Genomic DNA, 16,675 nt, shown 5'->3' on the forward strand with positions numbered 1-16,675 from the left:
CGACAAATCAGCTCTGCTTGAACCGATACATGTAATGTATTGAAACAACAATTTAGCAAGCACCCCATCTTTTTGAATATTTCTTGAACCGATACATGTAATGTATTGAAACCATCTTCTTTGATAGAGTCTGAAACATTTATATCTTCTTGAACCGATACATGTAATGTATTGAAACTCTATAGGCTTTAGAGTGTCTTTTATTCCAAAAAACTTGAACCGATACATGTAATGTATTGAAACAACAAAACCAATAAACAGACCCCGCCACAAATGAACCTTGAACCGATACATGTAATGTATTGAAACCTGAGGAGTGACAATGCAAGTAATTAAACACGGTTTTCTTGAACCGATACATGTAATGTATTGAAACGGGGGTTGTTAATGGCTATCCCTCTGGCTGCTATTGCTTGAACCGATACATGTAATGTATTGAAACACTGCTAGGAAGCATACTGATGAAAATAACTTTGACCCTTGAACCGATACATGTAATGTATTGAAACTTAGCTCAAACGAGCTTTTGAGATACAAAAAAAGCCTTGAACCGATACATGTAATGTATTGAAACTAATTAGAATTAGGGTCACGGAAACCATTAGCAGGAACTTGAACCGATACATGTAATGTATTGAAACTTGCGTTAACGTCCATTCTTGAAATTTCTTCATCCTTGAACCGATACATGTAATGTATTGAAACATTGTTAATTTTGTGAGAGGGGGAAAAAGTAGCGTACTTGAACCGATACATGTAATGTATTGAAACTGTATTACTTTATATCCTCTATAAGCCGCAAAGCCACTTGAACCGATACATGTAATGTATTGAAACATTCCAATTAAACTAAAAAAAACTTGCATCACATCCTTGAACCGATACATGTAATGTATTGAAACAGATTTATCAATCCAGCAAATGTATGATATTGCTTTCTTGAACCGATACATGTAATGTATTGAAACTCAGGTATATGCAAAATATATCAATGATGGTAAGTTTCTTGAACCGATACATGTAATGTATTGAAACGACCTTAATCGGGGGCTTTGCCCCCCTTAATGGTCTGCTTGAACCGATACATGTAATGTATTGAAACAAACAGAGGGATTAGTTACCCCTCTGACTACTATCTTGAACCGATACATGTAATGTATTGAAACCGCGTAGGATAAGAAAGATACTCAGTTAAGTCGCCCTTGAACCGATACATGTAATGTATTGAAACGCATGAATAAAATCTTTATATACTCCGATACGATTCTTGAACCGATACATGTAATGTATTGAAACTAAAACTGTTTTTGGGCAGATTTTTACGCTTAAGGTTCTTGAACCGATACATGTAATGTATTGAAACCATCATCTCTTAGCTCTTTAGATTTTAGCTTATTAGACTTGAACCGATACATGTAATGTATTGAAACCTGCTTTATTTCAAGCCCAGCAGCAACAGCATAATACCTTGAACCGATACATGTAATGTATTGAAACTTGGAGAGTTTGTAGATAAAGGTAATCCGAAGATAGCTTGAACCGATACATGTAATGTATTGAAACCAGAATCAAACACAGAACTAGGCAAAAAGTATGAGCTTGAACCGATACATGTAATGTATTGAAACCATAATCTCCAAACTCCTCTTTTAAGCTCATTTCAGCTTGAACCGATACATGTAATGTATTGAAACTTTTAAATCCTCTTCAAAACTTCGGGTAAGGTCAACTTGAACCGATACATGTAATGTATTGAAACGGAAGTGTTGATTAAAAGCCCTTAGTTGCTGAAGCTTGAACCGATACATGTAATGTATTGAAACCAAAAATTTAAAGTGTTTACAGATGTGGATGGGAATCTTGAACCGATACATGTAATGTATTGAAACAGGTTCCCTACGAGTTTTGCAGTGACATTCGCTACTTGAACCGATACATGTAATGTATTGAAACTTGTAAAAGAATTATAGATGAATGTGAAGACCTTAAACTTGAACCGATACATGTAATGTATTGAAACTATTCTCTTAGAGATTTAACAAAAAGCTATAACAACTTGAACCGATACATGTAATGTATTGAAACCTGGGTGGTGGTAAACTCTATGTAGAGGACGTGTTCTTGAACCGATACATGTAATGTATTGAAACCATATAGTAATGATAGCACTACACTTAGCAGCACTCTTGAACCGATACATGTAATGTATTGAAACTGACAACTACGGTAACTATATACATACAAACAGTTCTATCTTGAACCGATACATGTAATGTATTGAAACTCGACAACAGACCTAAGTTGCTGGTTATTACTATTCTTGAACCGATACATGTAATGTATTGAAACGAGGGGGTTCGTCAGCAAGAACAAGAGGAAGTAAACTTGAACCGATACATGTAATGTATTGAAACCAAGTTACAAGCATATACTCATCCTCTTGTATGCCTTGAACCGATACATGTAATGTATTGAAACCAGTGCAGAACATCATAGAGATAAATAAAAGGACAAACTTGAACCGATACATGTAATGTATTGAAACTGAAATAAGTGTCTATGATACGAGAGCCACCAAGCTTGAACCGATACATGTAATGTATTGAAACCCTAACACAGAACAAATAGCAGCGTTTAAAGAGTTCTTGAACCGATACATGTAATGTATTGAAACTCTGCGACCGCCTACGTTAGTAAATGCTTGAATTGCTTGAACCGATACATGTAATGTATTGAAACCTTCTCGCTCTCTAGTTCCTCAGTGGGTCTATCAAACTTGAACCGATACATGTAATGTATTGAAACCGCTGATGATGATTATTCAAAAGTTAAAAATGTAATCTTGAACCGATACATGTAATGTATTGAAACATATGATTTTTCAAAGCAACAAATAACACAAGCTTCTCGAACCGATACATGTAATGTATTGAAACAAACTACTTCTAGTTTTTTGAGAAATCGCAAATACTCGAACCGATACATGTAATGTATTGAAACCCGTTGATAAGGTCATCTATTCGTTCCATCTCTTTACTCGAACCGATACATGTAATGTATTGAAACATAGTTGCATTGTAAAGAACCGCTGCATCTTTTTGTCTCGAACCGATACATGTAATGTATTGAAACAGTTAAAAAAGATGGATATGGCTATGCTCTTGACATACTTGAACCGATACATGTAATGTATTGAAACACATAAGGTGCAATTTCTACAAGCTCATCCGATAGCTTGAACCGATACATGTAATGTATTGAAACTAGGAAACAAAACCATACTTATGGCATTTGACATAGCTTGAACCGATACATGTAATGTATTGAAACCATGTTATATTTGCGTTAAAAGTCTTGTTTCCATCTTGAACCGATACATGTAATGTATTGAAACCAGAAACACTCTTTAGCGAGGAACGCATAATCATTATCTTGAACCGATACATGTAATGTATTGAAACCCCGCTCTAACTTTGGCTTGATATGCAGGGGATTGTTCTTGAACCGATACATGTAATGTATTGAAACTTTACTAAAAGTATTTCATCTAAATTAGGTACTATCTTGAACCGATACATGTAATGTATTGAAACCGGTAAACACAAGACCGAAATATCAATTAGTACAACCTTGAACCGATACATGTAATGTATTGAAACAATCTTTTTTTAAAGAGAGTGTTTAATGTTTCATTCTTGAACCGATACATGTAATGTATTGAAACTTAGTTACCAGTTCCCCTATATTCACTTTTACAAGTAGTATTATGTTTTTATTAGAGTATCGCTTATGTAATTCCCAAAAAATATTTTTTTGTTCTTTGCTTAATATCGTTTGCCGTCTGTTAAAGCCGTTAATAGCTAAAGTTGCGGAATTTGATATCGGAGAGTATTACCAGAGTTGTTTTGAGAACCGTAACCACTGTTAAAATTGCTGTAATGGTTTGGTTGTGCAAGATGCGAACTGCAACCACAAAATACAAATAATATAAAAAGTGGTGTGTAGTATTTCATTTGTTTTTAGAGTATTTCGAGAACGATTTTATCCGTAGTAGTCATAAACTCTTTATTTGCTGTTTTTCTAGTTTTCATTTCTTCTTTTGTCAATGGTCTTGCATTGCGAATAAAAAGAAAATACACTATTGAAGAAAAACCTGCAAAACAACCCGCTAAAAATAAGATAAGTTCAAAGTTCATAATAAAGCCTTTTTTAAATATATAAAATATTGTAACGAAATCAATATAAAAAACTCTATATTCCTTGAACCCATACATGTAATGTATTAAAATATGAGATTCCACGAAGTAAAACTATTTCCCTCGTTCCTGCCACAGTTTCTAAAAGGTAATATCTTCGCCCATATTTGATGCGGTTTATTTCGCTGATAAGCAAGTCAGGCTTTGCATCCACAAATATCGTACTCAGAGCAAGATATACACAGTCACTCTGGATTTCCGCCATCTAGCTAAAAAAGTTGTCCTCAACGCCAACTACCGTATTTTTTATGATGTAATTCTGTCATTCAAGCTTAAATGTTTGCTTTTTCATGACTCTTTATTGCAGAGTTTGCAGATGCCTTTATAAATCGTATCGACGATGGTATATCCGTTTAATTTTTTAGAACGGACTTCATCCAAACACTCTATGTTGTTGCATACATTACATATAAAGTGAGAGTGTGCAGAACTTTGGATTTCATAGTATCTTTTTTTATCATTGGATTCAAAACCTCTTACTATGGATTCTTTCTCAAACATCAATACATTCCTATAAAATGTAGCCTTATCCATGTTGATTTTATCTTTTATATCTTCAAAAGAGAGAGGTCTCTTCTTAAGGTTAAATATTTCTAAAAGCTCTTTTCTTGCAGCCGTCAATTTAAGATTTTTTTCTTCAATGATATTTTTTATTTGCATGACGCAATGATAACATTTTCTCTCTTTACAAAATCTTAGATTTATGCGACTAAGTTGCAATTAAGTACGCTAAAAGTAAAATACCGCCTTTAAAGGATTTCATGTGAAAAAAAGACTATTTTTACTACTTCTACTATTTAGTTCTGCGGCTTTTGCCAAACCTGCCGTTATAGTAAGCATCCTTCCGCAAAAAACATTCGTACAAAAGATTGCAAAAGATATGGTCGATTTGACGCTGATGGTTGAACCTGGAAATTCTCCGCACTCTTATGAACCGAAATCTTCACAAATGATAGCAATTTCAAAAGCAGATATATACTTTAGCATCGGCGTTGAGTTTGAGGGCGTATGGCTGCCAAAGTTCAAATCACAAAATGAGAAATTACACTTTGTAGATATTGGTCAAAATGTTACAAAGCTTGAGACAGAAGAGGAGACTCACAACCATGCGGGAGAACATGAACATAAACATGAAGGAGCGGATCCTCATATATGGACCTCTCCGAAAAATGTAGAGATTATGGCAGAGACTATCTATAAAACCCTTGCAGAACTTGACCCAAAAAACAAAACTGCCTATAAAACAAATCTGGATTTATTTCTTCAAGAGATAAAGGGTACGGATGCAAAGATAAAAGAGATACTAAAAGGTCTGAGTCCAAAAAGCAAATTTATGGTCTTTCATCCTTCATGGGGTTACTTTGCAAAAGAGTACAATCTCACGCAGATTGCAGTTGAAGTGGGCGGTAAAGAGCCTAAACCAAAAGAGATGATTCACATCATAAACGAAGCGAAAGAGGAGAGTGTAAGAGTAATCTTTACACAACCCGAATTTTCAGACAAAAGTGCTAAAATCATCGCAAAAGAGGTCGGCATAGAGGTAAAAAAAGTCTCTCCGCTTAATCCTGAGTGGTCACAAAATCTAATAGAACTGGCAAAATCCATTGCACAAAAATAAAACAAGAGCCGTTATCGAGGTAAAAAACCTCTCTTTTGCCTACGATAAAGATTTAGTCCTAGAAGATATAAACCTTGAGATATTTGAAAAAGATTTCATGGTTCTTATAGGCCCAAACGGGGGCGGTAAAAGTACGCTTGTCAAACTAATACTCGGCATCAACCCCTTACAAAAAGGAAGCATCGCTATTTTAGACAAATCGATTAGCAAAAGCATCTCGCAAATCGGCTACGTTCCGCAAAACACAAATATAAATCTTAATTTTCCCATCAAAGCCGTAGAGGTCGTTATGATGGGAAAAAACTCCCGCAGAAACTCTCTTTTTGGATATAAAAAAGAGGAAGTGCATTATGCTATGCAACTTTTAGAAAAGGTTGGCATACAGGAGTTTGCAAACACTAAGATAGGCTTGCTCTCAGGCGGTCAACGTCAAAGAGTGATGATAGCAAGAGCACTCTATATAGACCCGAAAATTCTGCTGCTCGATGAGCCGACTTCAAGCATAGATACAGACGGGCAAAAACAGATATATGAACTTTTAAAAGAGCTTAACAAAGAGATAACCGTGATTGTTATCAGCCATGACATCTCCATTCTTTTGGAGTACGCTTCAAAAGTCGCTCACATAAACAAAAAACTCTCGTTTCATGACTTAGGTTCTATAAAAAACATCGAAACAAAGAGTGAGCATATCTGCGAAGTTGAACTTCTTCAAATGTTAGGAAAATGCAAATGTTAGAAGCCCTCTCTTATGAATTTATGCAAAACGCTCTTATTGCAGGAGTACTTGTTAGTCTTATCTCCGGAATTATAGGCTCTTTAATTGTTGCAAACAGAATGGTTTTTTTAGCCGGAGGCATTGCTCATGCGGCATACGGCGGTATCGGCATAGCTATATTTACGGGCATACCGATTTTTTTAGGCACATCCCTTTTCGCCGTTGCGGCAGCCCTTTTTATGGCATTTATCACTATCAATCAAAGAGAAAATATTGATGTTTTTATAGGTCTTACCTGGGCGGTAGGGATGGCAATAGGGATTATCCTTGTGGATTTGACGCCGGGATACAATGTCGATTTATTAAGTTATCTCTTTGGTTCTATTTTAGCAGTAAACAGAGATGATTTATACTTTATGGGGTTACTTTTTGTCGTAATACTTTTTGTCATTACATTTTGGTACCGCGATATTTTAGCCGTCTCTTACGATAGCGAGTATGCGGCACTCAGCGGCATAAATGTAAAGTTCTTCTATACACTGATTCTTGTTCTCTCCGCTTTGACCGTTGTGATAGCCATAAAAGTTGTAGGACTTATCTTAGTAATCGCACTCTTAAGTATTCCTGTATATATCGCTCAAAAGCTTTCATCATCACTCTATAGCATGATGCTTATCTCAGGTGTTATTGCCTCTGTTTTTACACTCATAGGTCTTTGGTTCTCTTATAGCTTTAACATAACTTCTGGCGCTTCTATTATCTTGGTATCGGCGTTATCACTTATGCTTTTTATGCTTTTTGCAAAATTGAGATGAAAAAACTTTTCCTTCTTCTTTTTTTTACTTCATATCTCTTTGGATGTGCTACATGTCAGCTTATGATTCCGATGGCAGAGGTAAAAATCGATATAACAGCCGAAAATAAAAAAGTGACTAATATCCGCATGGAGTGGGGATTTTCCGATTTGTACACAAGCGAAATAGTGACGCAGTATGATAAAAATAAAAATACTTTACTAGATAAAGATGAGCTTGAAGTGATTTTAAAAGCAAAACTTGATTATCTTCTGCCAAAAAAAATGCTCACACAGATAAAATATGCCAAACATAATCAAGATGCCATTGAGATTACTCCAAAATATCAAAACTTTACTCTAGTGATGCAAAATAAGCGTCTTGTATTTTTCTATGATACAACTATCAATCTGGATATTGACGACAAAGCAATGCTCTCTTTTGTATTTGAAGATGATGAATCCTACTTTGGTTTTGTGGTAACAAAACTAAGTATTGCAAAAAGCGGGCTTTACCATACAAAAAACCTCTATCTCTTCAGCGCTTCCCTGCTTTTTAGCCATACTCCTTTAAAAGAAGAAGAGTCAATTCAGCCAAAAGAGAAGCCCATTTCCAAAGAGAAAACAGAGATAAAAGAGACATCTTTTGAAGAAAATATACTACAAGAGAGTATCTCAAAGATAAAATCTCTTTTTACCTCTATAAAAGATGAAAAAAATCCCCTTACCTACATTGCACTGCTCTTTTTTGCCTATACTTACGGTCTTATTCATGCGCTTGGTCCGGGACATGGCAAAACAATCGTGGCAAGCTACTTTTTATCAAACGACAAATCCTACTCAAAAGCGCTCTTTATATCTTTAGCAATCGGTATCGTGCATACATTTTCCGCTTTTTTGCTTACACTATTCATATACTTTATAGTAGATACTTTTTTAGCACAGTTTATGGACAACGCCGTTTTTTATACCACAAAAATCTCAGCGCTTATCATCATTGCCATAGCTTTATATCTTATCTCTAAAAAATTTCAAGCATATAAACAGAGCAAAAAAGTATCCGCTTACAAATTCAGTTCCACTCCTCATGTACAGACATGCGTATGCCCTTCATGCAAAGTAGATAAAAATACGACGGACATGGCACTTATCATCTCTGCGGGGATTATTCCGTGTCCGGGAACTGTTACTATTTTTATCTTTTCACTCTCTTTGGGTCTCTACTACGCCGGATTTTTATCTGCACTTGTTATGAGTCTTGGTATGAGTACTATCATCTTTTTCTCGGCTCTCTTAAGCGTAGCAATCCGCAGAAAAACAGCGCAAAGTTCCTCGCGCCTCAAAAAGTATTTGGAATATGCAAGTCTTACACTTATACTTTTGCTTGGTATCCTTCTGCTATTTGCGTAAATTTTATAAGTGTTGCACTTTAAATTTGAATTGGCGTGAATAATTCTCTATGGTTTATCTCCACATGTAAAGTACATGTAGAAATAAAAGGTGTGTGGAGTGTTAGAATTTTACCGTAAGGTTCGTGTAGATATATCTTCCCGGTTCGTTCATAAGCATAACATCAGATGCACCGCCGACGGTGATAAGGGTTAAGTCAACATAGCTGTTGTTCATAGCATAAGTTTGGTCAAACATATTGTTTACGCCCAGAGTAAAGTCAACGTTTTTGTTAACTGCATGTTTTGCTTTTAGGTTGAAAATTGCCCATCCGCCGAGTTCTTGCTCGCCGTTATCCGAGTCTATATTGTTCCAGTTATCGGAAGCTTGCATCTCAAATGTAGCTACGCTTTTGTTTGCATACTCGTAGTTTAATGCTACGTTTGCTCTAAGAGGTGCCATATCTGCCAAATCTCTATCTGTTTGTCCAGCAAGAGCCTCATCTTTTTTACCAACTTTATAAGATAACCCTGCATCAACGATAATATCATCGCTTGCGTAGTAAGAAGCGCTTAATTCTGCTCCGTAAACTTTAGCATCAATATTTTGAAATGCATTAACTGCAACATCTTTTTTAAGATAGATATAATCTTTTAAGATTGAGTAAAATGTTTTGACTTTAAACTTCATCGTATCATTGCTTGTCTCATACCCTAAGTCGATTTCTCTGTTTTTTGTTTGCTCTAAATTAGTCGTACCCAAAAGAGTGCCGTTTGAACTGTAAAAATATAGCTCTCTTGCATCAGGAACGCGCGAAGCTTGTCCAAAACCTAAAAATGCTCTTGAACTATTATCGATATTGTATGAAGTTACGATATTTGCATTTAAGGCACTGTAGCTGTTTGACGCCAATGCGCCGCCGTTTTCTATATCCGTCGAGTCATATCTAGCACCCGCAGTTACATCAAATGAACCGAAAGTTTTTTCTAGTTTTGTAAATATTGCCGCATTTTTAGTCGTAGAATCATTAATGCTTTTTGATTGAGCAAGAGGAATTTTAGTTGTAGTATTGTAATAGTTTCCGTCCCAATTTCTCTGGCTTGCATCAAGTCCTACTAAAAGTTTATAGCTATCTAAATCAAAACTGTTTTTTAGTTTAACCCCGTCCATGCTTGTCGTTAGATGACTAGTGTTGTTCATCGATGCCATGTTTGAAGACATTCTGTATGTCGTAGCCATAGGATGGTCAACGTCAGAGTGGTAGTATTGCAAGTTTATATTTTTATAAACATCGTTAATATCTTTAATATCATACTCTACGCTGTATATATTAGAATCGTCATACAGAGCGTCCATTTTAGAGTTTCCGTAAAGTACATCATCGCTTCTGTTACCCGTATAGCTTAGGCGAAGCTCTTGATTGTCTGCAACATCAATATATATTTTAGACATAATGCTTCTTTTAGTATAAGCATCCATATCATGGAACTCTGATTTAAATTTAGTTCCTGCCGCCGATGGATTTATAAGTGCGTAGTTGTCGATTTGGTCTGCGATTGTGTTGCCGTCGCCGTCTTTATACTGTCCGCTTGATTCACGAGACGCACTTACTAGTGCGCGAACAGTGTCTGTTCCGCCACTTAGTGTTGCGCCGATTTTTTTATAACCCCAGCTTCCCACGCCGAAATTTGCTTCACCGTGTACATCTTCTGTAGGTTTTTTAGTTGTGATTTTTAGTCCGCCGCTCATTGTCCCAAATGTTTCAACATCGTAAGGACCTTCGATTACTTCTACTTCATCGATTTGGTTTGCCAAGATGTGAGAAACAGGCGGATCCATTCTGTTTGGACATGCGCCGCAAACTTTTGTTCCGTCAACTTCTACGGAAATGTTGTCTCTTTTTTGTCCGCGGATATAGATGTCGTTTGCAATCCCGCTTCTGCGATTCATATCTATGCTAGGAACGCTTGAGCTTAACGCTTGTGCCAAATCTGCAGAAATTTGGGCATTTTGACTAACTTCTGTTATTTTAGTTGACTGAACGTTTATCTTTGGCAGCTCAATCTCATTTGCTTGTATAACCGTTACAACAGCTAATGATAATGGAATAATTTTTCTATACATCTTATAACTATCCTTAATTTTTAAAATTAAAAAATTATATAAGCTTAGTGTTACAATAGTGTTAAGAAAAAATAATTATGATAAAATTTCGGTATGAGTAAAATAGAGAAAATAAAAAAAATAGTTTTGATAATTTTTGGTTTAAGCCTCTCGGCTTATTTGATGTATAGCGGGTTTGCTATTTTAAACCAAGAGGAGCAATCATCAAACAGTGATGTTAACTCCAGCGGCAAAGTTCATAGTAACGCAGTGAAGTGAACCGTGCTGTTTTATCAGACTAAAGCAGTTTATGCCGACTATATCTCTTGAGGGAAAAGTTTTTCTAAAAATCTCTAGTGCTTCTTCATCCTCTTTAACTCCGTAAGTAGGAACTAAAACCGCGCCGTTTACAAATAAAAAGTTGGCATAAGTTGCAGGAAGTCTCTCATCTTCAAAGTAACATGCACTGCTCATAGGAAGAGCGATAAGTTTAAAATCATGCTCCCTTGATAGAGCTTCAAGCTCCTCTTCCATAAGTTTAAGTTCATGAAAGTGTTCATCTTTTTCATCGTCGCATTTTACGTACATGATACTTTTTTCATCTATAAATCTAGCCAGAGTATCTACATGTGAATCAGTATCATCGCCCGCAAGATAGCCGTGATTTAGGTATAAGATTTTGCTCATTCCAAACTCGTCTTGAAGCTTTTTCGTCATTTGCTCTTTATCAAGAGAGGCATTTCTGTTTTTGTTCAGCATACACTCCGAAGTTGTTAAAATCGTATCAACACCGTTACTCTCAACTCCTCCGCCTTCTAAAATCAAATCTACATGTAAAAGCTCTTTGTCATAGCATTTTTTGATGGCATTACTCATGGCATTGTCTTTTGAAGCTTCAAATTTTCCACCCCAGCCCGTAAATATAAAATCAAGCAGTTTGATATTTTTTTCATCTTCAATACAAAGAACAGAACAATCCCTCGCCCAAGTGTCGTTTGTCTCATACTCTACAAAGTAAAGATTTTCATTTTTGCTAAATCTGCTTTTTACTTTTTCTACATTGTCACAAACTACAAGACACTTCTGGTATTTGATAATTGCATTGATAATATTTACAAAAGTATCCTGTGCTTCATCCAAATAATCAACCCAATCACTCTTTTCATGAGGGAAAATAATTTGGGTAAAACTTTGTTCCTCAAACTCTGCAATCAATCTTTTCATCTGGTATAATTCCCCCATGGCTTATATAACTTTAAATAAAAATAATTTTTTTAATAATCTCGACATTATTGCAAATCGTACCAAAAGCGTAGATAAAATCGCACTAGTTTTAAAAGATAATGCATACGGACACGGTCTTTTGGAGATGGCAACTTTGGCAAAAGAGTACGGCGTGAAAAAAGCGGTTGTGCGTACATGTAAAGAGGCACAAAAAGTAGAGAGCTTTTTTGAGTATATTTTAGTTTTGGCGGATAACACTACATGTGAAAATGAAAAAATCAGATATACGATAAATGATATAAAAAGCATTAAAGAGTTCCCAAAAGGTACAAAAGTAGAGCTGAAAGTAGATACGGGAATGCACCGTAACGGTATAGCTATGGATGAGCTTGAAGCGGCATTTTTAAAAATAAAAGAGGCAGAGCTTTTGCTAGAGGCCGTTTTTACTCATCATAGAAGCGCAGACGAATTTACAAGCGAGTGGTTTTGGCAGAGGGAAAATTTTAAAAAAGTAAAAGAAAAATCACGCGTACTTGCAAAAGAGTTTGGTTTTAGCGAACTTAGATTTCACTCCTCAAATTCTGCGGCGCTTTTTAGATGGACTAATTTTGATGAAGATATGGCAAGAGTAGGAATTGCGGCTTATGGTTGTATGAAACTTCCAAATGCACTACATGTAGAAAAGTTCAAACCTGTTTTATCTCTATGGGCAAATAGAATTTCCTCAAGAGAAGTTAAGCAAGGTCATAGAGTAGGGTATGGCGGCGACTTTGAAGCTAAAGAGGAGTGCGTTTGCGTTATAAGTAATTACAATTTTGGTTACGGAGACGGTTTTTTAAGAGCTTGTGCAAACGGTTATAAAACCCCGCACGGTATAGAGTTATCAGGCAGAATCTCTATGGACAACAGCTCTTTTGTAAGCGACAAAGATGAAATCTTAGTTTTTAATGATGCAAGAGAGGCTGCTTCATACGCCAAAACAATAAGCTATGAAGTGCTAACGTCTCTAAAGGCAGATTTGAATAGAGAGATAGTTTAACTCTCTATCTTTTTTTCTTTGTAGGGTCAAGCTCTTCGACTATGCTGTCAAGAACCTTGAAGAGTTTTGAACTCTCCTCTTCCATAGCCTCAAAATTTTGAATAATATCTTTCTCATTTTTTGGATCCATAGCAGTCGAATTTTCAACATATTTTATATTTTTTAGAGCATTGTCATGTACTTTTGAGTGCGGTTCATCGATAAATTTATAGTTATTCGTATGACCGTAAGTATCTTTGCCGGTACCAAGATACCACTTGCCGAGACGGCAGCTTTTGTGGTCTGAAAAAGCAGATACGCTTTTTTCCCCGACAACGGAAGCATAAGCATTTGATTTAAAGAGAATATGGTCAATTTTAACAAGTACCATAAATAGTGAATCTCGTATGTAAGCCGCATAATCGGCAGAGTTTTTGGCATTTGTATGAAAATTTTCAAGCGTATTTGCAAATACGTTGATTGTTTGAGATGCGTCTTGAGCAATATTTGACATATCTTGAGAACTGCCCTCTATCTCTTGTGTCTCTTGTTGAAGAGAAGATATAGTTATAGATATCTCTTGTGTAGCTTTTTGAGTTCTCTCTGCAAGTTTACGTACTTCATCCGCAACAACGGCAAATCCGCGTCCGTGCTCTCCCGCACGAGCCGCTTCAATAGCTGCATTTAGTGCTAAAAGATTTGTCTGTTCTGCAATATCTTTTATAAGGTCTGCTATAACGGAAATCTCATTTGAGCGTTCTGTTAATCCGCCTATACTTTGATGAGTCATATCTATTTTTTCTATAAGTTCATGAAATTGGTTCATAACATCATTCATAGAATTTATACTGTTGCTAGCTTCAGTTGCTGTACTTTGTGATAAATTTGAGATAGTATCTATCTCTTTAGAGTTGCTAAGCAGGTTGTCTTGAATAACTTTCAAGCTGTGAGCAATTCCACCGCCTAAGTCATGAAGTTTTTGAGTAAAGTTACCGCGAATCTGAAGTTTATAGCCTCTCTCAATGTCTTTAACCGATCTGTTTATAGCCTCGGCTGCTGATGTTAAAGTAGGATTTAAATTGTCCGTTTTAGCATAGTAAGAAGTGTTTATATCTGCCGCCTCATCAATGGCTTTCGTAGTCTCTTGCATGTAGTATCTTGCTTGAAAAAGTAGAGAGTTGAACTCTTCTCCTAGTTTTTTAATTTCACCTAGACCGATAACAGGAGCGAGACCGTCCATATCTCCTGCGGATGCTTTGGTTATCGTAACGGTAACCTCTTCGATAGATTGTTTTACAATCATTAATTGTGAACGCAGATACAACGCAAGTCCTATATGAACGGCTATCATAGCGATAACAATAAATGAAGAACCAAATAGAAAAATTTCTATAAAAAAGCCTACAACAAAAAGTATAATTTGCAATAAGTTTGAGAGAGCAACATTTTGTAGGGTAGAAGTATTCATAAAGTATCCCTTAAAATAAAATTGTATTGTGATAATACAATAAGGAAATCATAAAGTCAATCAATTAACTTTATTTTATTGGTAATTTACAAGCTCTTTTTCTGGTCTGCCTATATAATAACCTTGAACAAAATCAACTCCCATTTTTTCCAGTAAATCTAAGGCATCTTTGTCTTCAACATATTCGGCAATTGTCCTTAGCCCTAAATTTGAAGCAAAATTGATAATTGTTTTTACAACTACTCTTGAGTTTTCATCCGTAGTGACAAACTTGACTAAAGATGAATCGATTTTTAGAAAATCAACATTTAATTCTAAAATATGCGAAAAATTCGAATAACCGCTTCCAAAATCATCTATGGCTATTTTACAACCGTATTTTTTTACATCTTTTATAAAGCTTTTAATCTCTTCGTAGTTTTCTATTTTATCGCCTTCTAAAATCTCAAAAACCACTCTTTGGGACTGGTTAAACTCTTGAAGTTTATTTGCTATAAACTTTACAGTATCAGGGTTTTGTATATCAGCGATTGAAATGTTAATTGAAAATTCAAAATTTTTATCTTTGAAAAATTCAAACGATTTTCTAATCATAGCTCTTGTTATTTCAGGATAGAGTTTAGATTTTACGGAAATATCCAAAAAAGCAAAAGGAGCTATTACTCTTCCATCGTCAGTAACTATTCTTGCAAGTGATTCGTACTTCTCTATTTTTTTTGTTCTAGTATTGTAAATAGGTTGATAATATGGCGTTATCCAGTCATGTAAAATAGCATCTTTTAGAAGTAGCAGAGCGTCGATGTTTTTTGTAATTTTCTCTTTTGCATCAAACGAACTGTGATAAACAACAATATTTTTTGAGTGTTTTTTAGCAATTTGCAAAGCAGAGTTTGCTTTGATTAAAAGAGGTATTTTGTTTGAAGCTATACCGCAGCTAAATGATACAAAGATAGATTGATTTGCTATCTCAAACTTAGCTTCGCTAATCTTGTCGATAAGATTTTTGATAGTTTTGTAAAATGTATCTTCAGATATTTCTGAGGTTGTAAAAATTGCAAATTCATCATTTGGAAATTTATAAACATAGTTTCCGCCACTGCAAAATTCTTCTACCTGTTTTGATATCTCTATCAAAAGCTCATCCCCAACTTCGTAACCGTAAAGGTCGTTTATATCTTTAAAAGAGTCTATATTAATAAGTGCCAAGTGAGAAAATTTGGAGTTTTTATTTTGTTCGATATCATCTATAAGTTTCAATCTGTTTGGCAGACCTGTCAATCTCTCGTAAAAAAACGAATCTTTTAACTCTTTTGTTTTTGCTTTTATCTTCTCTTCAAGAGAGATGTTTAATGCTTTAGACTCTCTTGTGAGATATGAAACTCCAAGAAAGAGCAGAAGAAAAATAAACAAATCATAAAATATAGATTTGATGAAGTTTTTAAAAAAGTAGCTATTTAAATTTTTTGTCGGAATTTGTATGCTGATTATTCCACGAACTTCGCCTAGTTTATAACCATAGGCTTCGTTGTATCTGCTTTGTATAAAAGATGGAGCATCATTTTTATCGCCATGACATTTGAGACATATCGGTTCTACTCTCAGAACACTTCCAAATTGATACAATTTGCTATTTTCATCACTAAAATATCTCTCCTCTTCTAAGTTCTTTTTAAAAAACTCTATAGCTTTCATCTCATCGGCATTTGCTTGATTTTTACTGTTTCTTGCACGGTCGGATACTGTTCTTACGGTAATATTTAGCGGATTGTTTTTTGAAAAATTGTCTGAAATTATATGTGAACTAAAAGCAGGAAGTGCGGAGAGCGTTTTCTCACTTATATTTAACGTGCCGTCTAAAAAAAGTTTTTGATAATAGACTCTGTTTTCAATAGCGTAACTATTTAAAACTTCAGCCTCTTTTTTAGCAAAATCGGCTTCTCTATTTTTTATCTCAAAATATGTATATGTTACTTTAATAGTTGCAACAAGTAAAAAAATGACAGGTATCAACTTCAATATCTTGCTGTTTAATTTGTACATGTAACTAACTGCTTTAAAGTTTATTTAGCCAATTGTAACTAAAAATCT

12 protein-coding genes and 1 CRISPR repeat array are annotated in these 16,675 nt (G+C 35.2%); of the genes, 5 read left to right on the forward strand and 7 right to left on the reverse strand.

What is annotated here, in order from left to right; translation table 11 throughout:
* The first annotated feature begins 16 nt into the window (after nucleotides 1–16).
* Nucleotides 17–3,724: direct repeats of the CRISPR family, unit length 30 nt; unit sequence CTTGAACCGATACATGTAATGTATTGAAAC.
* Between the two features lie 295 nt (nucleotides 3,725–4,019).
* The 3 genes from A2530_RS00415 to A2530_RS00425 form a co-directional block, all read right to left on the reverse strand.
* Entirely contained in the window at nucleotides 4,020–4,196 is a 177-nt protein-coding gene (locus tag A2530_RS00415) for a hypothetical protein (RefSeq protein ID WP_294883865.1), read from the reverse strand.
* A 55-nt stretch (nucleotides 4,197–4,251) separates the two neighbouring features.
* On the reverse strand, nucleotides 4,252–4,461 hold the full coding sequence (locus A2530_RS00420; RefSeq protein WP_294883867.1) for a hypothetical protein: 210 nt from the start codon (nucleotides 4,459–4,461) through the stop codon (nucleotides 4,252–4,254).
* Nucleotides 4,462–4,544: 83 nt separating this feature from the next.
* Nucleotides 4,545–4,916, reverse strand: coding sequence for a Fur family transcriptional regulator (locus A2530_RS00425; RefSeq protein WP_294883869.1), 372 nt, complete (start codon nucleotides 4,914–4,916; stop codon nucleotides 4,545–4,547).
* A 103-nt stretch (nucleotides 4,917–5,019) separates the two neighbouring features.
* Here A2530_RS00425 and A2530_RS00430 point away from each other — a divergent pair, with 103 nt between their 5' ends.
* Genes A2530_RS00430 through A2530_RS00445 form a run of 4 tightly spaced genes read left to right on the forward strand, consistent with a single transcriptional unit; the run spans nucleotide 5,020 to nucleotide 8,795 of the window.
* Nucleotides 5,020–5,874, forward strand: a complete 855-nt coding sequence (locus A2530_RS00430) for a zinc ABC transporter substrate-binding protein (protein ID WP_294883871.1) — start codon at nucleotides 5,020–5,022, stop codon at nucleotides 5,872–5,874.
* Complete coding sequence (locus A2530_RS00435) at nucleotides 5,861–6,613, forward strand: ABC transporter ATP-binding protein (protein ID WP_294883872.1); 753 nt, start codon at nucleotides 5,861–5,863, stop codon at nucleotides 6,611–6,613. Before A2530_RS00430 ends, A2530_RS00435 begins: the two co-directional genes overlap by 14 nt.
* Nucleotides 6,607–7,407, forward strand: a complete 801-nt coding sequence (locus A2530_RS00440) for a metal ABC transporter permease (RefSeq protein WP_294883873.1) — start codon at nucleotides 6,607–6,609, stop codon at nucleotides 7,405–7,407. Before A2530_RS00435 ends, A2530_RS00440 begins: the two co-directional genes overlap by 7 nt.
* Nucleotides 7,404–8,795 (forward strand): DUF1007 family protein, encoded by a 1,392-nt coding sequence (locus tag A2530_RS00445; protein ID WP_294883875.1) that lies wholly within the window; start codon nucleotides 7,404–7,406, stop codon nucleotides 8,793–8,795. Before A2530_RS00440 ends, A2530_RS00445 begins: the two co-directional genes overlap by 4 nt.
* A gap of 102 nt (nucleotides 8,796–8,897) precedes the next feature.
* Here the strand turns inward: A2530_RS00445 and A2530_RS00450 are convergent, their stop codons facing one another.
* Nucleotides 8,898–10,898 (reverse strand): TonB-dependent receptor, encoded by a 2,001-nt coding sequence (locus A2530_RS00450; RefSeq protein WP_294883876.1) that lies wholly within the window; start codon nucleotides 10,896–10,898, stop codon nucleotides 8,898–8,900.
* Nucleotides 10,899–11,102: 204 nt separating this feature from the next.
* Nucleotides 11,103–12,101 carry an agmatine deiminase family protein gene (locus tag A2530_RS00455; protein WP_294883878.1) on the reverse strand — a complete coding sequence of 333 codons (999 nt, stop codon included), beginning with the start codon at nucleotides 12,099–12,101 and terminating at the stop codon, nucleotides 11,103–11,105.
* A 16-nt stretch (nucleotides 12,102–12,117) separates the two neighbouring features.
* Here A2530_RS00455 and A2530_RS00460 point away from each other — a divergent pair, with 16 nt between their 5' ends.
* A complete protein-coding gene (locus A2530_RS00460) occupies nucleotides 12,118–13,140 on the forward strand; it encodes an alanine racemase (protein WP_294883879.1) in 1,023 nt (340 codons plus the stop codon).
* Nucleotides 13,141–13,144: 4 nt separating this feature from the next.
* Here A2530_RS00460 and A2530_RS00465 read toward each other — a convergent pair whose 3' ends face one another.
* Nucleotides 13,145–14,587, reverse strand: coding sequence for a methyl-accepting chemotaxis protein (locus A2530_RS00465; protein WP_294883880.1), 1,443 nt, complete (start codon nucleotides 14,585–14,587; stop codon nucleotides 13,145–13,147).
* Between the two features lie 75 nt (nucleotides 14,588–14,662).
* Nucleotides 14,663–16,627, reverse strand: a complete 1,965-nt coding sequence (locus tag A2530_RS00470) for an EAL domain-containing protein (protein WP_294883881.1) — start codon at nucleotides 16,625–16,627, stop codon at nucleotides 14,663–14,665.
* Nucleotides 16,628–16,675 lie beyond the last annotated feature (48 nt).

It is taken from the genome of Sulfurimonas sp. RIFOXYD2_FULL_34_21 (genome assembly GCF_001830805.1).
Classification (GTDB): domain Bacteria; phylum Campylobacterota; class Campylobacteria; order Campylobacterales; family Sulfurimonadaceae; genus Sulfurimonas.